The sequence below is a fragment of the Oscillospiraceae bacterium genome (genome assembly GCA_025758045.1).
Lineage (GTDB): Bacteria > Bacillota > Clostridia > Oscillospirales > Ruminococcaceae > Gemmiger.
Window position 1 is genome coordinate 2,611,589 of record CP107208.1, and the last position, 21,171, is coordinate 2,632,759.

17 protein-coding genes, 2 tRNA genes and 2 other RNA genes are annotated in these 21,171 nt (G+C 58.1%); 14 read left to right on the top strand and 7 right to left on the bottom strand.

The window, feature by feature from the left end; translation table 11 throughout:
- Positions 1-21 precede the first annotated feature (21 nt).
- Positions 22-1,227, top strand: a complete 1,206-nt coding sequence (locus OGM81_12175) for a cation:proton antiporter (GenBank protein ID UYJ43078.1) — start codon at positions 22-24, stop codon at positions 1,225-1,227.
- Between the two features lie 51 nt (positions 1,228-1,278).
- Here the strand turns inward: OGM81_12175 and OGM81_12180 are convergent, their stop codons facing one another.
- The 3 genes from OGM81_12180 to sstT form a co-directional block, all read right to left on the bottom strand.
- Entirely contained in the window at positions 1,279-2,049 is a 771-nt protein-coding gene (locus tag OGM81_12180; protein ID UYJ43079.1) for a DUF975 family protein, read from the bottom strand.
- Between the two features lie 244 nt (positions 2,050-2,293).
- Positions 2,294-2,380, bottom strand: a tRNA-Leu gene (locus OGM81_12185).
- Positions 2,381-2,533: 153 nt separating this feature from the next.
- A complete protein-coding gene (sstT, locus tag OGM81_12190; protein ID UYJ43080.1) occupies positions 2,534-3,799 on the bottom strand; it encodes a serine/threonine transporter SstT in 1,266 nt (421 codons plus the stop codon).
- 381 nt (positions 3,800-4,180) lie between these two features.
- Here sstT and OGM81_12195 point away from each other — a divergent pair.
- Positions 4,181-4,267, top strand: a tRNA-Leu gene (locus OGM81_12195).
- 128 nt (positions 4,268-4,395) lie between these two features.
- On the opposite strand, the gene OGM81_12200 is transcribed toward OGM81_12195, so the two are convergent.
- The 3 genes from OGM81_12200 to OGM81_12210 all read right to left on the bottom strand — a co-directional run bounded on the left by OGM81_12200 (position 4,396) and on the right by OGM81_12210 (position 6,704).
- Positions 4,396-5,259: an AraC family transcriptional regulator gene (locus OGM81_12200; protein ID UYJ43081.1), complete on the bottom strand. Its 864-nt coding sequence runs from the start codon at positions 5,257-5,259 to the stop codon at positions 4,396-4,398.
- 181 nt (positions 5,260-5,440) lie between these two features.
- Entirely contained in the window at positions 5,441-6,049 is a 609-nt protein-coding gene (locus tag OGM81_12205; GenBank protein UYJ43082.1) for a thymidine kinase, read from the bottom strand.
- A 16-nt stretch (positions 6,050-6,065) separates the two neighbouring features.
- Positions 6,066-6,704, bottom strand: coding sequence for a redox-sensing transcriptional repressor Rex (locus OGM81_12210; GenBank protein UYJ43083.1), 639 nt, complete (start codon positions 6,702-6,704; stop codon positions 6,066-6,068).
- 274 nt (positions 6,705-6,978) lie between these two features.
- Between OGM81_12210 and OGM81_12215 the strand changes: the two genes are divergently transcribed.
- The 12 genes from OGM81_12215 to ssrA all read left to right on the top strand — a co-directional run bounded on the left by OGM81_12215 (position 6,979) and on the right by ssrA (position 20,133).
- Positions 6,979-7,698, top strand: coding sequence for an ATP-dependent Clp protease proteolytic subunit (locus tag OGM81_12215; GenBank protein UYJ43084.1), 720 nt, complete (start codon positions 6,979-6,981; stop codon positions 7,696-7,698).
- Positions 7,699-7,867: 169 nt separating this feature from the next.
- Positions 7,868-11,290, top strand: a complete 3,423-nt coding sequence (locus OGM81_12220) for a DNA translocase FtsK (GenBank protein UYJ43085.1) — start codon at positions 7,868-7,870, stop codon at positions 11,288-11,290.
- Complete coding sequence (locus OGM81_12225; GenBank protein ID UYJ43086.1) at positions 11,268-12,272, top strand: MBL fold metallo-hydrolase; 1,005 nt, start codon at positions 11,268-11,270, stop codon at positions 12,270-12,272. Before OGM81_12220 ends, OGM81_12225 begins: the two co-directional genes overlap by 23 nt.
- 25 nt (positions 12,273-12,297) lie before the next feature.
- Positions 12,298-13,161, top strand: a complete 864-nt coding sequence (locus tag OGM81_12230) for a methylenetetrahydrofolate reductase (GenBank protein ID UYJ43087.1) — start codon at positions 12,298-12,300, stop codon at positions 13,159-13,161.
- Positions 13,161-13,829 (top strand): methionine synthase, encoded by a 669-nt coding sequence (locus OGM81_12235; protein UYJ43088.1) that lies wholly within the window; start codon positions 13,161-13,163, stop codon positions 13,827-13,829. Before OGM81_12230 ends, OGM81_12235 begins: the two co-directional genes overlap by 1 nt.
- Before the next feature lie 74 nt (positions 13,830-13,903).
- Entirely contained in the window at positions 13,904-16,255 is a 2,352-nt protein-coding gene (locus OGM81_12240) for a homocysteine S-methyltransferase family protein (protein ID UYJ45007.1), read from the top strand.
- Positions 16,256-16,350: 95 nt separating this feature from the next.
- Positions 16,351-16,449: signal recognition particle sRNA small type (gene ffs / locus OGM81_12245), an RNA gene on the top strand.
- Positions 16,450-16,515: 66 nt separating this feature from the next.
- Complete coding sequence (dnaX, locus tag OGM81_12250; GenBank protein UYJ43089.1) at positions 16,516-18,210, top strand: DNA polymerase III subunit gamma/tau; 1,695 nt, start codon at positions 16,516-16,518, stop codon at positions 18,208-18,210.
- A gap of 18 nt (positions 18,211-18,228) precedes the next feature.
- Positions 18,229-18,570 (top strand): YbaB/EbfC family nucleoid-associated protein, encoded by a 342-nt coding sequence (locus OGM81_12255; protein ID UYJ43090.1) that lies wholly within the window; start codon positions 18,229-18,231, stop codon positions 18,568-18,570.
- Positions 18,571-18,582: 12 nt separating this feature from the next.
- Complete coding sequence (recR, locus tag OGM81_12260; protein ID UYJ43091.1) at positions 18,583-19,179, top strand: recombination mediator RecR; 597 nt, start codon at positions 18,583-18,585, stop codon at positions 19,177-19,179.
- A 73-nt stretch (positions 19,180-19,252) separates the two neighbouring features.
- Positions 19,253-19,717: an SsrA-binding protein SmpB gene (gene smpB, locus OGM81_12265; protein ID UYJ43092.1), complete on the top strand. Its 465-nt coding sequence runs from the start codon at positions 19,253-19,255 to the stop codon at positions 19,715-19,717.
- A gap of 62 nt (positions 19,718-19,779) precedes the next feature.
- Positions 19,780-20,133: a transfer-messenger RNA gene (ssrA, locus tag OGM81_12270) on the top strand.
- Between the two features lie 163 nt (positions 20,134-20,296).
- Here ssrA and OGM81_12275 read toward each other — a convergent pair.
- Positions 20,297-21,148: a sugar nucleotide-binding protein gene (locus OGM81_12275; protein ID UYJ43093.1), complete on the bottom strand. Its 852-nt coding sequence runs from the start codon at positions 21,146-21,148 to the stop codon at positions 20,297-20,299.
- Between the last annotated feature and the right edge of the window lie 23 nt (positions 21,149-21,171).

Consider the following 21,171-nt stretch of genomic DNA (forward strand, 5'->3'; position numbering starts at 1 on the left):
ATAAAGGGGATGTATTTTTTCGTGTATTCCATATTTCGCAACTTGGCCATTATTATTTTAAGTGCTAAATTTTGCGGTCTGGCCGCCCGTAAATGTAAGGCGCCCCAGGTCGTCGGTGAGATTCTCGCCGGTCTGCTCATCGGTCCCTGCCTGCTGAACCTCGTGCAGATCAGCGACACGATCTCGGTCTTTGCCGAGATTGGCGTTGTGCTGTTGATGTTCTCCACCGGCCTTGGCACCAACCTGAAAGAGCTGCTGCGTGCAGGCCCCATCGCTACGCTGGTCGCTTGCATCGGCGTGTTTGTACCGCTGGTAGGCGGCACGCTGCTGTATGGTGCCTTCTTTGGCCTGGGGGAGATCGGCAGCCCAGAGTTCTACCGCGCACTCTTCATCGGCACGATCATGACCGCCACCAGCGTTTCCATCACGGTGGCCACCCTGCAGGAGTTGGGGCAGTTGAAAGGCTTCCTTGGTACCACGATCGTCAGTGCTGCCGTTATCGATGACGTCATCGGTATCGTCGTGCTGACCTGCGTCATTGGCGCCAGCTCCGGTACCGGTACAGGCCTGGGCGCTGTGCTCATCAACACGGTGTTGTTCTTCCTGGTTTCTATCGGTGTCGGTGTGATCATTCACTATGCCATGAAATGGCTGGACAAACGCAACCCCCACACCCAGCGCATCACCGTTGTCAGTATCGCTTTCTGCTTTGCCATGGCCTATATTGCCGAGCAGTACTTTGGTATTGCCGACATCACCGGTGCCTACATTGCCGGCATTGTGCTGTGCGCCATGGACGATGCCTCCTACGTTGAGCGCCGCATCGACATCAGCAACTATGTTATCTTCGCCCCTGTGTTCTTCGCCAGCATCGGCCTGAAAACCGACGTCAGCGGCCTGACCCCGGAGATCCTGCTGTTCTGCGTTTGCTTCGTCATCGTTGCCCTGCTGACAAAAATTATCGGCTGCGGCTGTGCTGCCAAGATCTGCGGCTTCAACTGGCCCGACTCTCTCAAGGTCGGCATTGGCATGATGACCCGCGGTGAGGTCGCCCTGATCGTCGCCCAGAAGGGCCTGGCGGTCGGCATGGTAGATTCGGTCTACTTTACCGCCGTCATCCTGCTGATTGTTGTTTCTTCCGTCGCAACCCCCATTGCGCTGAAACTGCTCTTCCACAAGTATCCGCCGGTTCCGCATCCGAGCCAGTTGAAAGCTGAAAAAGCGTAACGTCTAAAAAATCAGCCGTTCCCACAGCAGGGAACGGCTGATTTTTTGTCATCAATAGGATTCGTGGCGTACAAAGCCGCCCAGTTCCTCGGTGGTGGTAAGGCCCTGCGCCAATGCCTTGCTGCGCATAGCGGCGTAAAACTCGGCGTCGGTGGCCTGCCTGTACGGCTCCAGGAAGAAATAGCCAATGCCCAACGTGAACATACAAAGCAGAATCCAGCCGGCAAACGAAAGGCCAAGCACAAAGTAGTGGAACTTTTCACCGTCCATAATGTCTTTGCTCAACTGCATGGCGCGGGTGGTCGTCATGTAGGGGTTTTCTGCCAGTAGATAGGGGACCAGCGCGTAGCAATAATCCCAATAAATACCGGGAACCACAAAAAGAAGCGTGCCTACAAAAATTTTCAGATTCTTCAAGAACTGTACCTTGACCACGTTCATGTACGGCGTGCGGAATACGCTTGTCACCGTAGCAGCAGGGGAAAGTGCCTGGCGGCTTTCCATAAAGTAGCGGTCACGGCCGACCTCCAGCGGGGCAGTCACAAAAATCGACCACAGCAGGGAGATCACCGCGGCCAGCACAGCGACGACCAGAATCGTCATAAGCATCTGATACGAAAGGCTGTCCAGGTAGTTTGCCACACGGTCATAGGCCGTATCGCTGCCCGTGACGGTGTCCATCGTATAGCGGGAACCGCCCGTTGAGGCGCTGCTGCCGCCAACACCGACGAGCCCCAGCACCAGGCAGATCCAGAAACATCGCCAGTAGCGGCCTCGTAGCGCCTGCTTAGCGTTTGTCTTTAATAAAGAACATGTCCACATAATTTTTGCACCTCCGTGTATTTACCTTTCATTATAGCAAATATCACGGTAAAAGCAAGGAAAACAAAAACAAAAGGCTCTAAGCCGAAGCATAAAGCTTTGATGCGGATATGGGATTTTCCCGCGCACTAAGCAAAGCCCCACTGGGGCTTTGTTTGCCGCCTGCGGACGGCCGTGCTGTTCAAATCCTCTTCACCGCAAAGCCAACAAGAAAGCCCCGAACCTAAGTTCGGGGCTTTCTTGTTGGTGCGGATGAAGGGATTTGAACCCACACTCTTTTAAGGGAACTAGAACCTGAATCTAGCGCGTCTGCCAGTTCCGCCACATCCGCATATTCTGTTGTACCCGTTGCCCGGGCGACGCATATTATTATAGCGGACACATATCGGAATGTCAAGCGCTTTTTTAGAAAAAATCCGATTTTTTCCAAAAAAAGCTGCAAACCAAAACCGCAGGGGCTTTTCCCTGCGGTTTTCAGCGAATCTTACTTTTTACCAACCAGAAAATCCGGCAGCGGACGGCCGGTCTTGCGCCACTGATAATACTCAGCGGTGGCAGCAAACTCAACGTCACCGGCAGAGTTCAGGGCCGTCTCGACGGAATCCTGAATGACGCCGATGATGAAGCCAACGCCAACGACCTGCATGGCAATGTCATTGGAGATGCCGAACAGCGAGCAAGCCATAGGAATCAACAACAGCGAACCACCGGCCACGCCAGAAGCACCGCAGGCGCCCAGAGCAGACATGATGGAAAGCAGGACAGCGGCAGGCACGGAAACCTGCATGCCCAGCGTGTTGGCGGCGGCCAGCGTCATAATGGTAATGGTGATGGCGGCGCCGTCCATGTTAATGGTAGCGCCCAGCGGGATAGAAACGGAGTAGACGTCCTTATCCAGGCCCAGCTTCTCGCACAGGGCCATGTTGACGGGGATGTTGGCAGCTGAGCTGCGAGTGAAGAAAGCCGTCAGGCCGGACTCGCGCAGGCAGCGGAAAACCAGTGGATACGGGTTGCAGTGCAGATAAATGAAAATGATCAGCGGGTTGATGACCAGAGCCATCAGCAGCATGGTACCCACCAGCAACAGCAATAGGCGGCCATACTGCGTAAAGATGGACAGGCCGTTGCTGGCCACATTGGTGAAAACCAGGCCCATGATGCCGAACGGTGCCAGGTTGATGACCCAGCGCACGATTTGCGAAACGGCGTCCGAAGTATCTGACAAGAACTTTTTGGTGCCGTCCGTGGCGATGCTCTTCATGGCCAAACCAAACAGGCAGGCCCACATCAGGATGCCAATGTAGTTGCCGTTCATAATGGCACTGAGCGGGTTGGACACGATGTTGGCCAGCAGGGTGTGTAGGACGTCACCCAGACCCTGGGGGATAACGTCAGCTGTGGCGGCCTCGGCCAGAACGAGATTCTGTGGGAACAGCATGCTAGTGATGACCGACAGGGTGGCGGCGATAAAGGTGGTCAGCATGTAAAGCCACACGACTGTGCCGAAACGGCGGTCCAGCTTGGACGACCCCTGGGCCAGTGCACTGGTGACAATGACGAAGACCAGTACAGGGGCAACGCCTTTCAAGGCACCGACGAACAGATTGCCGAGTTCCTCCAGCCAGGTGGCACCCGGGCAGAGCAGCGCCAGCACAGCGCCGATGACAAGGCCGATGGCGATACGCAGGATCAAGCTTGTATCGTTGTACTTTTTGGCAATCGATTTAACTGCCGAAGTGAATGAATTCATGAAATCCTCTTCCCTCTTTTGTTTTTTCATGGCAGCAGGTGCCATGCCCGCGGCAGCCTGCCGCACAGCAGAACCGCGAATGTACCCATTATACAAGGATAAAAAACGGAAAACAAGAGGAGCTTTGATGTGGCTACGTTGTTTTTGTGCTTTTTTTGCCGAACGAACGACAAAAAATGTCGAAAAAATGTTTTTGTAGAGAATATCGATGTGCATGAATGGCGGACAAACATGAAAACTTTAAAGTCCTATTTGTTGATACAACGTATATTTTTAAAAATTTCACAGAAAGTTATACTTTTTTGCAGAAAACGCTTGACAATTTGGTATGTGTCCGCTATAATAATATGCGTCGCCCGGGCAACGGGCACAACAGAATATGCGGATGTGGCGGAACTGGCAGACGCGCTAGATTCAGGTTCTAGTTCCCTTAAAAGAGTGTGGGTTCAAATCCCTTCATCCGCACCAATAAAAACCTCGAATTTAGGTTCGAGGTTTTTATTTTTTATCATTTTAAGTCCATACATAAAAATACAGTGCATACCGCAAATAAACCATGGTATGCACTGCGTCTTTTTAGTTTAGGTTCTCAATCATCACTTCCTCAACCGCTTATAATACTGCCGATACTGCTGCGGTGAAAGTCCCGTGGCGTCCTTAAATACACGGCGGAAGTGTGCTGTTGTCAAAAAGCCTGTCTTTTCGGAGATGTCCGAGATGCTCTCGTTGGTCTTTTCGATCAGGTTTTGCGCAGCCTTGATCCGCACGCCGTTGATATACTCGATCAGGCTCAGGTTGATGGACTTTTTAAACAGCCGGCTCAGGTAGTACGGGCTGATGTAAAACTGGCTGGCAATGCCGGTCAGGGTCAGTTTTTCCGCGTAATGCTCGGCGATATAGGTCTGAATCTGCTCCACGATATGGTTGCTGACGCGGCCGCTTTCGCCGCCCTGGGCCTGCTGCTGTTTGCACAGGTCCTTCAGCTCCAACAGCAGGGTAGCCAGCAGCATCTTACGCACCGCCTCGCCCTCGGCGCTGGTCTGCTCCTGCAGTTCCAGCAATTGCTGCAGCATCGAGTAGATGTGATTCTGCTGCTTGACCGTGATGTTGGACAGCAGGTGGTTATGCTCCTCGCTCAAAAAGGAGAAGAAGTCCACCTCCGGGAAGATTTCGGCAATCTTGCCCAGATACTCGGCGCTGAAATTCAGCACAATACGGCTGGACGGCGTGTCGCCCACAGAGGCCGTCTTATGGATTTGGTTGTCGCCGATCAGCACCACGCTGCCGGCATTGACGATATAAGCGGCGTCCTCGATAAAATAGCGGCGCGTGCCCTCGATCTCATAGTAGATCTCGTATTTGTGGTGGATATGGAAGCAGGGCATTTCAAAGCCGGTAGCGCGGTCGACGCGCTCAATAAAAAAGTCCATGCGTGGGGAATAGGTATATTCGGAAGCCATACCGGCACCTCATCTTTACGGATATTTTTTGTACGGTTTTCTTTAGAATAGCACAATTCTTGCTACATTTCAAATATTTTTTCTCTATTTCAAGGCAGAATCACAGCCTTTTAGCACTATACCGCACAAAAATTGCCGTTCCAGTGCTTTTCAGCTGCCGGAACGGCATCTTGCTTTTCTATTAGTCTTTTTTGTGGCGCTTTAAAAACGCGCGATACTCACGGTACCAGCACTGAGGGCACAAACTCTGATACTCCACATCATCCACCGTGTCAATGGCCACCTGGGCACCCTCGAACACATACTCGCCGTTAACCTTGCGTCCGTTGCAGATGGCCTTACGGCCGCAGGCACAGATGGTTTTCAGTTCCTCAATGGTATGGGCCAGTTCCAGCAGGCGGGTAGAGCCAGGGAAGCCGCGCATCATAAAGTCAGCACGCAAGCCGTAGCAGATGACCGGGATGCCAAGATCCACCGTGACCAGGAACAGCTGCTCAGCCTGTTCCGGCGTAAAGAACTGGCTCTCATCGCACAGTACACAGGCGGGGGCACCATGTTCGGCCGAGTCCTGCTTGACAAGCTCCACCACATCCATCTCAGGCGTGACAAGTTTGTCCACTTTACAGCTGATGCCCAGTCGGGAAACGATGGAATCCTGGCCCTTGGTATCGACAGCAGGTTTCAAGATCAGCACCCGCATGCCACGCTCTTTATAGTTGTAGGCCACCTGCATCAAGGCGGTGGTCTTGCCGCTGTTCATGGCACCGTAGCGGAAATATAACTTTGCCATTACCCGCTCCTTTATCTTAGTCTTTATTGCGCAGGCGGTAGCCCAGGCTCATCAGGCTGTCGCCCAAATGGACGTTTTCCACCGTAACGCCGGGATACTCGACTGACAGGTCATAGTGGCTGAAGTTCCAGAAGCCCTGGATGCCATGGGTCACCAGCTCACCGGAAAGTTCCATCGCGCTCTGGCGTGGGACGCAAAGTACCGCCACGGTGGGGTGATGCTCGGCGCAGAAGGCCTCCAGCTCGCTCAGCGGGTAGATGGTTGCTCCGCCCATCTCCTTGCCGCACAGTTCGGGGTTGATGTCGAACACGCCGATCAGCTTATATCCGTTGGTATCGCGGCTGATGAAGCTGGACACCGCAGAACCCAGGCGGCCAGCGCCGATCAGGATGGTGGGCAGCTTTTCGCCGTCGCTAAACAGCAGTTTGCCGATCTCTGCCCGCAGCACATCCACCTTATAACCGATGCCCTGCTGGCCAAAACCACCGAAACAGTTGAAGTCCTGGCGCACCTGGCTGGCAGTGGTGCCCATCATGTGGGCCAGCTCGCTGGAGGAGATTTTCTCCTTGCCGTCGGCCGACAGGGTCGTCAGGTAGCGGTAATACTTGGGAAGACGCTTGATAACGGGAAGAGATACCTTGCTTTGAATTGCCATGATACTTACCTCACAATGCCGGGATGCGAATGCCCGGAAAGAATCCCTTTTGCTAAATTTATAACTTATTATAAATTGCGCACTTCAAATTGTCAATTTTTTATCTAAGTTTTTTCGTAATTTCTAACCATCGTGTGCAGGAAAGAGCAAAATATTTTCGTTTTTATCGTCTTTTGCAGGCTTTTACGCTGATTCATATGTATCTTGCGCTTTTCTCTTTCGCATATCCGCCCTGCGTTCCGTGCATACTAAACCAGAAAGGGGGCTACTCGCTATGGAACCGACCTCGAAAAAGACCAAGTCACGTCCAAAACTCAACCCAACCGAGAGCGCCGCACTCCAAAGTCTGGAGCATGATCTTATTACCGACAGCGGCACCGTACCTGCCACCAAGGGCCGCCACGCCATCCACTGCCTGACCGTCATCGGTACCATCGAGGGCCACACCCTGGCCCCGGATGCCCAGAAAACCACCAAGTATGAGCACGTCATCCCGCAGCTGGTGGATATTGAGGAGGACCCGGAGATCGAAGGCCTGCTGGTCATTTTAAACACCGTGGGCGGTGATGTGGAAGCTGGCCTCGCCCTGGCCGAGCTTATCGCCGGGGTGAATAAGCCCAGTGCCACACTGGTGCTGGGCGGCGGCCACTCCATCGGTATCCCGTTGGCGGTGTCGGCCCGGCGCAGCTTTATCGTACCCACCGCCACCATGACGGTACACCCTGTGCGCCATTCCGGTATGGTGCTGGGCGTACCCCAGACCCTGCGCTACTTTGAGCAGATGCAGGAGCGCATCGTTGGCTTTGTAGCCAGCCATTCCAAGATCACTGCCCGCCGCTTTACCGCCCTGATGCACAACACCGGCGAGCTTGTGATGGACATGGGCACCGTGCTGGACGGTCGCCAGGCCGTGGAGGAAGGCCTGATCGATGAACTGGGTGGCCTGGGCGACGCACTGCGCTATTTATATAAGGAAATCGAATCCGGCAGGTAACACAGCTTTTTGTGCTATCTGCCAAAAGGGCAGGGGATAACTCACCTGCGGATTTTTCGTTTACAAGCCTCGCGATTCGTGATAGAATAATAGGGAATGTTCGCATGGGCTGACTTTCAGCCCGGTTTAAGATAGAATTCCTATGTAGAATAGTGGGGTAGTAAGAAACATGGCGCAGTCTCGTTCCGGGAAAAGCTCCGGCAACAAAAACCGTTCCTCATCCTCTTCCAAAAGCAAAAGCCGTTCCTCGTCAAGCCGGTCTTCTACAACTTATCGGGCTTCGTCCGGCAAATCGGGCCAGTCCTCTTCGTCCCGCAGCAAAGCGCAGGCATCCCGCCGTGCGCAGCGCCGCGCTGAAACACCCAACCTGGCACGCAGCATCCTGCTGGCCGGGTTAGGTTTGCTGTGTGTTGCCATGGTGCTGGTGCCCGGTCAAAACATGTGGAAGACCCTGCGCGGTGGACTGTTTGGCATTTTCGGCGTTATGACCTATCTGGTCGGGCCGTTTTTGCTGTACCTGGCCTACCTGCTGGCCTCCGGCTACCGCGTCACTCTGTTTGCGGGCAAAGTCGCGCTGATGAGCGTGCTGTGCGCCGGTGTACCTGTCATCTTCTCCAACGTATCGCTGAACGATGCCAACCCTTGGCAGATTATTAAAATGTTGTTCGCCCGCGGGCAGACCAGCTTCTGGGAAGGCGGCGTCTGGGGCGCCCCGGTCGGCGGCACGCTGCTGGCACTGTTTGGTCGCCCGGCATCCAACGTCATCATGCTGCTGGTGTTCCTGCTGGGGCTGATGTTCTTCTTTGCCATCACACCCGCCGATGTGGTGTTGTTTGTCAACAACCAGTACCAGAAGCTGCAGCAGGCCCGCCAGGACCGTGCCGAAGAAGAGACCGCCTACGACACCCAACTGTTTGCCCAGGAGCAGGAGGAAGAACCCATTGAGAACCTGACCGCTCCCGTGCAGGATAATCGTCCGCACCACCCGGCCTACGATGTCATCGCCGACACCGGGCGCATCCCGGTACAGCCCGCCCAACCTGTACAACCGTTGGTGCAGCAGGCCGCGCCTGTAAACCAGCCGGCTCAGCCCGTACAGCCTGCCATTCCTTCGCAGCCTGCCGCCAGTGCTCCGGTCATCCCCAATTACACCCCGGCACCTACTTACGCTGCCTATGCCGCCGCAGCCGGGTACACCCCGGCCAGCTATGGTACGCCTGCTGCCGAGTCGCAGCCCCGTGCTTCCTTTGACGTGGACCTCGGCCCCGAGGCAACCGCTTCTGCCGCCAAAGCCGCCATTGAGCACGATCCGCTGGAGCCTGTCAACATCGGCCCCGGCGGCACCTTCGGCATGGACCCGCTGTCCCATCTTTCTGATACTTCGCACTATCACGCTGCCACGGCCGATCCGCAGCCCGCTGTCCAGCCTGCTGCAGACGAGTTTGAGCTGAAGCTGGATGACCCTGCCGAGGCTGCCCCCGAAGAAGCCGCCGGGGACGAGCTGGACAACCTCATCAGCCGCGCTGTCAGCGGCCACGCGCCCTATTACGGCGAGCAGGATGTCAGCTCCGAGACCACGCTGGATCTGCCGCAGGAATCGGAATTTTCTGTGCCGCTCACTCCAGAGCCGACCTTTGATACCCCGCTGGTGCCGGTAGAAGATGATGCCTCCTTTGGCATCCCCGTAGATGGGGAAGAGGGTGCCTTCACTGGCAACACCCCAGCGGAAGAACCGCATAGCTCTCCCGCCGCCAGCGATGCCCCGGCTATCCCGACCATCGGCGGCAGCTTCTCCGTCAATGAGGCTGTCAGCAACGCCTGGAACAGCGGCCGTCCCATCTCGGATGTTCTGAACGCCCAGCCCGCCACGCCTGTGCCGCAAGCCGCCCCCGTTGTGCCCGCCTCATCTGTTGCTGCTGCGGTCTCTGCGCAGCCCCAGCAGCCCACCGGCACCGAGAGTTCCTTCGTAGTGCCTCAGCGCGGCGAAGCTGCTCATCTGCAGGTCAGCACCAGCGTCGGCAACTCGGCTTCTGCCCCCATCAGCTCACCGCCGTCCGCCGCCAAGGCAGACCCCAACACCATGAACCTGGCTGCCATGCAGGCCGAGCCTGTGGAGCCGTACTGCTATCCGTCCCTGAACCTTTTCAACGCGACCCGCCCCGACGACGAAGCCGGTGCCGCCCGCGAGATGAAGAAGAATGCCGACATCCTGGTCAACACGCTGGACAGCTTCGGCGTCAAGACCACCATGCTGGACATCTGCCGCGGCCCGTCTGTTACCCGGTATGAACTGCAGCCCCAGGCGGGCATTAAGGTCAGCCGCATCACCAGTTTGGCCGATGACATTGCCTTGAACCTGGCCACCGCCGGTGTGCGTATCGAGGCCCCCATCCCCGGCAAACCCGCCGTCGGCATCGAGGTGCCCAATAAAATCCGCTCTACCGTCAACATCCGCGCGGTGTTTGAATCCCAGAATTACATCAACATGCGCAGCCCGCTGACCATGGCCCTGGGTAAGGATATTGCCGGTGCGGCACAGGTCGCCGACCTGTGCAAGATGCCCCATCTGCTGATTGCAGGTTCTACCGGCAGTGGTAAGTCTGTCTGCGTCAACTCCATCATCATCAGCTTTCTGTTCCGTTCCAGTCCCGAGGATGTCAAGCTCATCCTCATCGACCCCAAGGTCGTTGAATTGGCCGAGTACAACGGCATCCCGCATTTGCTGATGCCCGTCGTCACCGAGCCCCGTAAAGCCGCCGGGGCCCTTGGCGCCAGCGTTGCCGAGATGGAGCGCCGTTACAAGCTGTTTGCCGAGAACAATGTCCGCGAGATCAAAGCCTACAACAAGCTGGCCGCCCAGACCGGGCTGGAGCATCTGCCCTACATTGCCATCGTTATCGACGAGTTGGCCGATTTGATGATGGTCGCCGGCAAAGAGGTCGAAGATTACATCTGCCGCATCGCGCAGAAAGCCCGTGCCGCCGGTATCCACCTGATCGTTGCTACTCAGCGTCCCAGCGTGGACGTCATCACCGGCCTGATCAAGGCCAACATCCCCAGCCGTATCGCCTTTGCAGTTTCCAGCCAGATCGACTCCCGCACCATTCTGGATGCGTCGGGTGCCGAAAAGCTGCTGGGCAACGGCGACATGCTGTTCCTGCCGGTCGGTGCTTCCAAGCCCGTGCGTGTGCAGGGCACCTTCGTCACCGACGAGGAGATCGGCGCGGTATTGAGCTTTATCAAGTCCACTTCCTCCACCCAGTATGACGAGGAAATGATTGCCGAGATGGAGCGCCGCGCCGTTGCCGAGAAAGGCAGCAAGAAGGGCAGCGACGATGACGGCGATACTGGCGGTGCGCTCGACCCGATGTTTGAGCAGGCCGTTGAATGTGTCATCGATGCCGGGCAGGCCAGCACCAGCCTGCTGCAGCGCCGCTGCAAGCTAGGCTATGCTCGCGCCGCCCGCATCATGGACCAGATGGAGCAGGAGAAGATCATCGGCCCCTACGAGGGTGCCAAGCCCCGCACCGTACTGGTCAGCAAAGCCCAGTGGGAAGAACGCAAGCTGAATGGACAGTACGATGAAGCCTGAGAAAGCTGCCCGTAAGCGCCGTCTGCCCTGGCGCAGGATCCTGCTTCTGCCGGCCGTTCTGCTGCTGGCGGTTGCCGCTTATTTTATCGAATCCCGCAGCGGCTGGTCAGATCTATACCTTGCCGCCGGGGTCTCCCTTGATGCACCGGACGCTGACCTGCTGGCCCAGATGTCCACCACCGTTACCGTGTTGGATGTGGGGCAGGGGGACGCCGTTTTGATTGGCCAGGACGGTGCCTACTGTCTGATCGACACCGGGCCGTCCGATGCCAAAGGCGACCTTGTCCGCGATTTGCAGCTGGCTGGTATCTCCAAACTGGATTGTCTGGTTTTAACTCATCCCCACGCCGACCATACCGGCGGTGCGCGGGAAGTGTTACGCAATTTTGCCGTCGGGCAATTACTTGTACCACCCTGGGATGCCCAGGCCAGCGGCGAGACTGCCGATTGGCCGCGCGGATTGTTTGATTTGGCCGCTGAGCAGGGGACCGACGTTATCACCGCCGAGGACGGCACTGTCTACCCGCTGGGCAGCGGCACCCTGACAGTTTTGCAGGGCGGCGAGTCCGAACTGTACGACACCGACGATTCTTCCGCTCATGTCAACAACGCCTCGCTGTGCACGCTGTTTGAAGCGGGTAATTTTCGTTATCTTTCCACCGGTGATGCCGAAAGCGCCGCCGAGCAGCGTCTTGTAGACCGCTACGGCAAAGCCCTGCATGCCACTTTGTTTAAGGCCGGACACCATGGGTCGTCCACCTCCAGCACCGAAGCCCTCTTGCAGGTCGTGCAGCCTCTGGCCGTGGCTATCAGCTGCGGGCTGAACAATGACTACGGCCATCCCCACGCCCGTGCTTTGCAGCGCCTGACCGACGCCGGGGCCGAGATCTACCGCACCGATACCATGGGTGCCATCACTTTCACCTGGCAAAACGATACCCTCAGCGCGGCATCCGCCGACACGCTGGATGCCGCCGCCTAAGATGTACAATATAAAGGAGCCTACCATGACGATCACGGAAAAATTCCAGAACAAGCGCTGCGTCTTTTCCATCGAGTGCTTCCCGCCGAAGCAGACCACCCAGATGGACAAGATGAAAGCCACCCTGCAGGCCATGCGCGCCCTGAACCCGGATTTTATCAGCGTCACCTTTGGCGCAGGTGGTTCCGCCGGCGGCGTTTCCACCGTAGAAGTGGCCGATTATATCCAGCACGAGGTCGGCGTGCCCGCCCTGGCCCACCTGATCTGCATGGGCAATGACCAGACCAGTGCCGCCCGCATCCTGGACGAGCTGGAGCAGGCCGGTGTGCGCGATGTGCTGGCCCTGCGCGGCGACCGCACCCCGACCCGACCCGAAAGCCCGGACTTCAAGCACGCCAGCGACCTGACCGCCTTTATTAAATGGAAGAAGCCCGGTTTCTCGGTCCACGGTGCCTGCTACCCTGAGGCCCACCCAGAAGCTGCCACCCTGCAGCAGGACGTGGAAAACCTGCGCATTAAGCAGGCCAACGGTGCCGAGCATCTGCTGACCCAGCTGTTCTTTGATAACATGCATTTCTACCGTTTCCTCAATCTGGCCCGCCGCGCCGGGGTAACACTGCCGGTCTCTGCCGGTGTTATGCCCATCGTCAAGCGCAGCCAGATCGAGCGCACCGTCGCTCTTTCCTCCGCCAGCCTGCCCTCGGAGTTCACCCGCATGGTCTCCCGTTTTCAGGATGACCCGGATTCTCTCTATGAGGCCGGCATTGAGTACGCCGTCAACCAGCTGCGCGACCTGATTGAGGGCGGCGCCGACGGCGTGCACCTTTACGCCATGAACGATGCCAATGTGGCCGCCAAGGTCTACGAGGGCATCAAGGACCTGCTGTAATGGAGCGGGCCAAGCCTTCTTCCATAAAACGTGCTACGGCGCTGCGCTACATGGGTGCATCCGGCTGGCAGCCGGATGATGCCACCACCGCACTGCTGGACCGTGCTGAGGAAAAGATCCTGGCGGCTGCCACGCCGCGGGCCGCTGTGCGGCGGCTGCCGCGGGCGGTGTTTCCACCGCCGGAACTGGACTGCGGCACCGATTTAACGCGCCACCTGCAAGGCTGTGATGCCGTACTGCTGATGGCCGCCACGCTAGGTTCCCAGGTAGATTCGCTGTTGCGGCGGCTGGAGCTGACCGACATTGCCATGGCCACCGCTGCGGATGCCCTGTCTTCGGTTTTGCTGGAGCAGATCTGCGATGAGCTGGAAGCTGAATGGCGTGCCAAATTTGCCGCCGAGCATCTCTACTTAACCGGCCGCTACGCCCCCGGCTACGGGGACTGCCCATTGGAACTGAACGATGAGCTTTGCCTGGCGGTAGATACCGTGCGCGGCTGCGGCCTGGCCATCACGCCCCAGCACTTACTGGCACCGCGCAAAAGCACCACCGCCATTTTAGGCATTGCCGATCACCCCGTGACCGGCACCCTGGCAGGCTGCACCACCTGCCACCTGCGGGAGACTTGCAGCTTCCGCAAACAGGGCACCACCTGCTTTGCTAAATAAGACGTTTTGGGGGAGTATCTGTGCAGATTCAAGAAGTTTTCGACCGCCGCCGCTTTGTCTTTCTGGATGGCGGCATGGGCACCCAACTGCAGCAGCGCGGCCTGCAGCCCGGCCAAAAGCCGGAACTGGCAGCGCTGGAAATGCCGGATGTCTTAACAGCCATCCACCGCGATTATACGGCTGCCGGGGCGGACATCCTGCTGGCCAACACCTTTGGTGCCAACGCCAAAAAGCTGGCTGGCTGCGGCCGTAGTGTCGAGGAAGTCGTCTCGGCTTCCATCGCCTGCGCCCGCCGTGCCGGGCAGGAAACCAGCGCACTGGTAGCGCTGGACATCGGCCCCCTGGGCGAACTGCTGGCCCCCGCCGGTACCCTCGCTTTTGAGGATGCCTACGAAGAATTTGCCCAGGTCATCCGCGCTGGTGCTGCTGCCGGAGCCGACCTCGTCTTTCTGGAGACGATGACCGACCTGTACGAGCTGAAAGCCGCCATCCTGGCCGCCAAAGAAAACTGTAACCTGCCGGTGTTCACTTCCATGAGTTTTGAGAGCCGCGGCCGCACTTTTACCGGCTGCACGGTGGAAAGTTACGCCGTTACCGCCGCCGGTCTGGGGGCGGATGCCATCGGCATCAACTGCTCGTTAGGCCCTGCCGAGATTCTGCCCTTTGCCCAGCGCCTTTGCCGCAGTGTTCCTGCCGGGCTGCCGGTTTTCGTCAAGCCCAATGCGGGCCTGCCCAACCCGGACGGCAGCTACAATCTGGACGCCAACGGCTTTGCCGAACAAATGCGTGAATACGCCGCCACCGGCATCTCAATGGTGGGCGGCTGCTGCGGCACCACGCCGGAATACATTGCCAAATTAAAAGAGACCTTCACCCCGCTTACCCCGGCGCAGAAGATTCCCATTCGCCGCAGCTGCCTGTGTACGCCGGTGCGCTTTGTGGACGTGACCGGCATCACTGTGGTAGGTGAGCGCATCAACCCCACCGGCAAAAAGCGGCTGCAGCAGGCCCTGCGGGAAGGGGACAGTTCCTACCCCTGCGCCCAGGCAGTGGCCCAGGCCGAGGCCGGTGCCGAGGTGCTGGACGTCAACGCCGGTCTGCCCGGCATCGATGAGCCTGCCACGCTGGAGCAGCTGGTCCGCGACCTGCAGGCCGTCACCGATCTGCCCCTGCAGTTGGACTCCTCCAACCCGGACGCCCTCTCCCATGCCCTGCGTATCTATAACGGCAAACCCATCGTCAACTCGGTCAACGGCGAGCAGAGCACGCTGGATATGATCCTGCCGCTGTGCAAAAAGTACGGTGCCGCCGTCGTCGGTCTGGCGCTGGACGAGCACGGCATCCCTGCCACAGCTGATGGCCGCTTTGCCATTGCCCAGCGCATCGTCAAGGCCGCCAACGCCGTTGGCATCCCCAACGAGGATATTTACATTGACTGCCTGACCCTTACCGCCAGCGCCCAGCAGGAGGGAGCCGTCCAGACGTTGGAAGCCCTGACCCGCTGCAAAAAGGAGCTGGGCGTGCGCACCGTGCTGGGCGTTTCCAACATCAGCTTTGGCTTGCCCTGCCGCGGCTACCTGAACACCACGTTTTTGACTATGGCCATGGTGGCCGGGCTGGACCTTGCCATCATGAACCCCAACACCCCCGAGATGATGGCCGCCGTCCGTGCCTACCGCGTGCTGACCTCCCAGGACCCGCAGAGCACCGACTACGTGGCTGCCTACGCGGATGTGCAGATCCAAACGAGCCAGGTCAGTAAGTCTGCGCCTACCGCTGCCGATGCACAAATCAATACCGCAGGCGGGGACGCCCTGTTTGAGGCTGTGCGCCGCGGCTTAAAGACAGAGGCCCGTGCCGCCGCCGATGCTGCCCTGACGATGCGCGAGCCACTGGATGTCGTCAACACCTCGCTGATCCCGGCGCTGGACGCTGTAGGCGATGGCTTTGAGAAGGGCACTGTCTTCCTGCCACAGCTGCTGCAGGCCGCCACGGCTGCCCAGGCCGCATTCGAGGCCATCAAGGCCAAGATTGCCGCCTCCGGCCAGGCCCAGGGCAGCAAGGGCAAGATCGTCATTGCCACCGTCAAAGGCGATGTACACGACATCGGCAAAAACATCGTGCGCGTCATCCTCGAAAACTACGGTTACGATGTGCTGGATCTGGGTCGTGATGTGCCGCCGGAGCGCGTGGTGGAAGCCGTGCGCCAGACCGGTGCCAAGCTGGTCGGCCTTTCGGCCCTGATGACCACCACCGTGCCCAACATGCAGGCCACCATCGAGGCCCTGCACGCTGCCAAGCTGGATTGCAAAGTCATGGTAGGCGGCGCGGTGCTGACTCCCAGCTACGCCAAGGACATTGGTGCCGATTACTACTGCAAGGACGCCAAGGCCAGTGCCGACCTTGCCAAGCAGCTTTTGGGCTAAGGCCTTGGGACAATAAAATACCCCTTGCATTTATCCTGAAAATATTGTACAATACTAAAAGCGGACAGGGCTGAATTGCGCTGTTTCGCGTACAGATGCAGGCCCCGTGCGTGGGCAGCCTGTGAACCATGTCAGGCGGGGAACCGAGCAGCATTAAGCAGCGTTTGCACAGTGCCGCGGCAAGCCTGCATCTGTACGCCAAGCAGCGCAGCCGCGTGCTCTGCCCGCCTTTTTACTGTTTTTGCAGGGAGGTGGCTTTGATGTACCGCGCACTGTACCGCAAGTGGCGTCCGCAGCGTTTTACGGATGTCGTCGGCCAGGCTCCGATCGTAACAGCTTTGCAAAACCAGATCGCCGCCGGGCGCATCGGCCACGCCTACCTTTTTACCGGCACCCGCGGCACGGGCAAAACCACCTGCGCAAAAATTTTTGCCAAAGCGGTCAACTGTCTGGACCATTCCAGCCCGGACCCATGCTGCCAGTGCGAAGTCTGCAAGGGCATCGACTCCGGTGCCATCATGGATATTATCGAGATGGACGCAGCCTCCAACAACGGTGTTGATGACATCCGCGATCTGCGCGACGAGGTTGCCTATCTGCCCTCGGTCTGCCGCTATAAAGTGTATATCATCGACGAGGTCCACATGCTTTCCACGCAGGCCTTCAACGCCCTGCTGAAAACCATGGAAGAGCCGCCCGAGCACGTCATCTTCATCCTGGCCACCACCGAGGTACAGAAAGTCCCGGTCACGATCTTAAGCCGCTGCCAGCGGTATGATTTTGCGCGCATCACGGCCGACGACATTGCCGGGCGTCTGCGCTATGTGGCCGAACAGGAGAAGATCGACCTCGACCCCAACGCTGCCCAGCTGATTGGCCGCCTGGCCGATGGTGCCATGCGTGACGCGCTATCTATTCTGGACACCTGCGCCGGCGTGGACAATAAGGTCGACGAGGCTTTGGTCCGCCGCATGGCCGGTGTGACCGACCGCGGGTATCTGTTCGAGATCAGCGATGCCATCGCCGCCCGGGATTCCGTTGCCGCGCTGGAAAAGATTTCCGCCCTGCGCCAGCAAAGCGTGGACATGCGCCGCCTTTGCATGGAGCTGGCGGGCCATTACCGCAACCTGATGCTCTGTGCCCTGCCGGGCGGCACCTCGCTGCTGACAGGCACCTCACCCGAAGAAGAGGCCGCCTATCTGCAGCGCAAGGATTTCCCGCAGGCAGACGCCATCCGCGCTATCAACGTCTTTGGTTCCGCGCTGGAAAAAATGAGCCGCGGCACTGACCAGCGTATTGAGCTGGAACTGGCTGTTTTCTCTTTGACGCAGCCCATGGCAACTGCCACTATGCAAGCACCGGCTGCCAGCCAGCCGGTGGCAGCCGCAGCGCCGCAGCCGTTCACTTCAGCTCCCGTGTCGGCACCTGCACCCGCTGTTGCACCGCCGGTACAGCAGCCTGCCGTCCCACCCATCCAGACGGACGACCCGCCGCTGCCGCCGGACCCGGAATTTTTGCAGCCGGAGCTGCCGCCGATTCCGCAGCCCACGCCTGCCCCCGCCGCACCTGCTGCTACACAGCCTGCGACCCGCAAACGGGAGCCGCCCAAAGAGGCAGGCCCGCTGGAGCCGTTCGTATATTGGCCCAATGTACTGGCTGATCTGGAAGAGACCGACGCAATGCTGATCTCTTTTCTGCGCAACACCCGCGCTTACTACGATGGCCGCCGCGTGCTGTTTGAGTGCAGCGATGCTTTCCGCGATTACATCCGCAGCAACCGCGAGGTCAGCAAAAAGCTGAAAGAATCCATCTACCGTGTTTCCCACATCCGCTGCAACATCGGCCCCTATGAGGAGCTTAAAGACAACGCTTCCGATACGCCTGCTGTTTCCATCGACCAAACGCTGAAAAACATGCAGGCCCTCGGTGTTGATATTAAAATTGAAGACAAATAAGATTTGGAGGATATATCCATGAAAGCAAGACTGCCCAAAGGCTACGGCCGCCCCGATCCCAACGCCATGATGCGCCAGGTCCAGAAAATGCAGGACGAGATCCGCGCCAAGCAGGAGGAGCTGGAGGCCAAAGAGTACACCGGTACCGCCAGCGGCGAGATGGTCACCGTTACCATGACCGGCAAGCACGAGATCACCGCTGTCAAGATCAAGCCCGAGGCCGTTGATCCCGAGGATATCGAAATGCTGGAAGACCTCATTGCCGCCGCCGTCAACAGCGCTGTTGCGGCCGTTGACAAGGAGTCCGAGGAAGAAATGGCCAAGATGACCGGCGGGCTGAACATTCCCGGTCTGGGCTAAGAGGCCGTATCTATGCCGCAGAATTTAGAGCCACTGGAAAATCTGGTGGATCAGTTTGCCCGGTTTCCCGGCATCGGCCGCAAAGGCGCCACCCGCATGGCCTACGAGGTCATGGGCATGTCTAACGAACAGGCCATGGAACTGGCCCAAGCCATTGAACATGCCAAAAAGGATCTGCACCGCTGCCGCATCTGCCAGGACTATACCGCAGGCGAGATCTGCAAGATCTGCCTTTCCCAAAAGCGCGACCGCAGCGTGATCTGCGTGGTGGAAAGCCCGCGCGACATCAAATCCATTGAGCGCACCCACGAGTACAACGGCCTGTATCACGTACTGCACGGCCTGATCTCGCCCATGGACGGCATCGGTGCCGAGCAACTTTGTATCAAAGAGCTGTTGGCCCGCCTGAACGACACCGTAAAGGAGGTCATCATGGCCACCAGCCCGACGGTGGAGGGCGAAGCCACCGCCATGTACCTGGCCAAGCTCATCAAGCCGATGGGCATCAAGACCACCCGCCTGGCTTACGGTCTGCCGGTAGGTTCCAGCCTGGAATATGCCGACGAGACCACCCTGTACCGCGCCATGCAGGGCCGCGGTGAGTTGTGACAGGATGCGCTTGACTTTTTTGCATAGACGCGCTATACTTTAAATCCCGCCAGAGAGAAAAGAGGTGAGCTTCATGGCTGAGGAAAAATCCGGCAAAAAGGTGATTGCCCTGAACCGTGAGGCCCGCCACGAGTACTTTGTGGTGGAAGCCCTGGAAACAGGCATTGAGCTTGTCGGCACCGAGGTCAAAAGCCTGCGTGCCGGCGGAGCCAACCTGAAAGACTCCTGGGCCGACATTGACGACGGCGAGTTGATCGTAAAGGGCATACACATCAGCCCCTACGACCACGGCAACATCTTTAACAAAGATCCGCGCCGTCCCCGCCGTTTGCTGGCCCATAAAAGCGAGATCCGCCGTCTGGGGCAGCAGATCAAGCTGCAAGGTTACACGCTGGTTCCGCTTTCGCTCTACTTTAAAAAGGGGCGTGTCAAGCTGGAACTGGGCTTGTGCAAGGGCAAAAAATTGTATGACAAGCGTGCCACTGCTGCCGCACGCGATGCCAAGCGTGATATCGAGCGCGCGCTGAAATCCCGGTAAAGGCAGCAAAAAGTCTGTTTCAAGCTAACCTTCCCGGTGGGGCGTTGTCCTACCGAATATGCGGGGCTGTAAAGGTTTCGACGGGGGGAGAGAGGCGTGAGCAGCGGGCCGTGGCGGTGCACCACGATAAAAGCGCCAAACTTAAATTAACTGACAACGATTATTCTGTTGCCGTCGCTGCCTAATTAGGCGCGACCGTCCTGCCTGCATCAGTACCGTGCAGGGTCAGGGCGTCGATTAGGTACTGAACATGAACGGGCTTGAGCTTGGCCGCCCGTCAGGTATTAACGAAGCTACCAAGGTGTAGTGCGTGTATGCTCGCCCGCACCAAGGGAAATCCAATAAACATACTGCGCCCGGAGATACTCTAACTAATTTCTTTTCGGACATGGGTTCGACTCCCATCAGCTCCATTGGAAGGCCCCCTTGCCGTGTCCCGGCAAGGGGGCCTTCGTTTATGGCTAAGTCTGATGAAGAGCCGAACAGGGCGGCGATGCCGCAGTGCCGGGAGCGACAGTCCTACGGGCTGTCGCTCAACCTGCGGGGGACAGACACTTTACCCGATTCTTTTATACTAGGTTATAAATCCGCAACGCCGTAGTCATTCAAGCAATGGTAAATGCCCTCCTGCGTGGCATCAAACCTTATCCCATATCCGCGCAGTTTTCCGCAATCCATCGCTAGATTCCGCTGCCAGTCCACTGCTTCTATCAGGTTATCTACATCCGGCAGCCGCAAAGCCTCAGCAAAGGCTAAAGCGGTCGTCACCATATCCTCTCTGTTTTCGCTGCCGTAATTGTATACGCCGCCGGGCAGGTTGGCAGCAGGCACCAGGTTTTCTACCGCCTGCCGCACGTAGGTGATGCCACGGTAGTCGCGGTTAGAGAAGCGCAGTTTTTCTCCATACATCGTCGCTTTTATCAGGTTCAGCGGCAGGTTGCCCCGGATGGGTAGTCCATAGCTGGGCAGGTCGTACATCCAGGTTGCACGCAGCAATACTGTGTCCGGGCAGGCATCCAACATGCGTTGCTCCATTTCCAGTTTCTGACGGCCGTAGACATTGGCAGGGGAGAGTTCCATCGTTTCCGGCAGTGAGCCGGGCTGCTGCACGCCGGCGTAGACCTGGTCAGAGCTGAAGCCCACCAGCTTTGCTCCACGCTGCGCGGCGGCGCGCGCCAGCCAAAGCGGCAGCTCCACATTGGCGCGGTAGGCTTCCTCCGGGTGCTGCTCCGTGTAGCCAGTATCAGAGATGGCCGCCGTGTGCAGGATCACGTCCGGCTGCGCCTCAGCAATACTCTGCATCAGCTGCAGTTCGGTGCAGCTGGCCATCCAGCCCTTGGGCAGGGTCAGCACCTCATAGTTTCCCTGCAAAAAGCGGCAGGCACGCGCGCCCACAAAGCCGCCTGCGCCGGTAACAAAAATACGTTTCATCGTTGTGTCCCCACTTTTATACT

Coding starts and splice junctions, on each gene's coding strand:
- OGM81_12180 (UYJ43079.1), bottom strand. CDS start 2,049: ATGTGGACATGTTCTTTATTAAAGACAAACGCTAAGCAGGCGCTACGA.
- sstT (UYJ43080.1), bottom strand. CDS start 3,799: ATGAATTCATTCACTTCGGCAGTTAAATCGATTGCCAAAAAGTACAAC.
- OGM81_12200 (UYJ43081.1), bottom strand. CDS start 5,259: ATGGCTTCCGAATATACCTATTCCCCACGCATGGACTTTTTTATTGAG.
- OGM81_12205 (UYJ43082.1), bottom strand. CDS start 6,049: ATGGCAAAGTTATATTTCCGCTACGGTGCCATGAACAGCGGCAAGACC.
- OGM81_12210 (UYJ43083.1), bottom strand. CDS start 6,704: ATGGCAATTCAAAGCAAGGTATCTCTTCCCGTTATCAAGCGTCTTCCC.
- OGM81_12215 (UYJ43084.1), top strand. CDS start 6,979: ATGGAACCGACCTCGAAAAAGACCAAGTCACGTCCAAAACTCAACCCA.
- OGM81_12220 (UYJ43085.1), top strand. CDS start 7,868: ATGGCGCAGTCTCGTTCCGGGAAAAGCTCCGGCAACAAAAACCGTTCC.
- OGM81_12225 (UYJ43086.1), top strand. CDS start 11,268: ATGGACAGTACGATGAAGCCTGAGAAAGCTGCCCGTAAGCGCCGTCTG.
- OGM81_12230 (UYJ43087.1), top strand. CDS start 12,298: ATGACGATCACGGAAAAATTCCAGAACAAGCGCTGCGTCTTTTCCATC.
- OGM81_12235 (UYJ43088.1), top strand. CDS start 13,161: ATGGAGCGGGCCAAGCCTTCTTCCATAAAACGTGCTACGGCGCTGCGC.
- OGM81_12240 (UYJ45007.1), top strand. CDS start 13,904: ATGGGCACCCAACTGCAGCAGCGCGGCCTGCAGCCCGGCCAAAAGCCG.
- dnaX (UYJ43089.1), top strand. CDS start 16,516: ATGTACCGCGCACTGTACCGCAAGTGGCGTCCGCAGCGTTTTACGGAT.
- OGM81_12255 (UYJ43090.1), top strand. CDS start 18,229: ATGAAAGCAAGACTGCCCAAAGGCTACGGCCGCCCCGATCCCAACGCC.
- recR (UYJ43091.1), top strand. CDS start 18,583: ATGCCGCAGAATTTAGAGCCACTGGAAAATCTGGTGGATCAGTTTGCC.
- smpB (UYJ43092.1), top strand. CDS start 19,253: ATGGCTGAGGAAAAATCCGGCAAAAAGGTGATTGCCCTGAACCGTGAG.
- OGM81_12275 (UYJ43093.1), bottom strand. CDS start 21,148: ATGAAACGTATTTTTGTTACCGGCGCAGGCGGCTTTGTGGGCGCGCGT.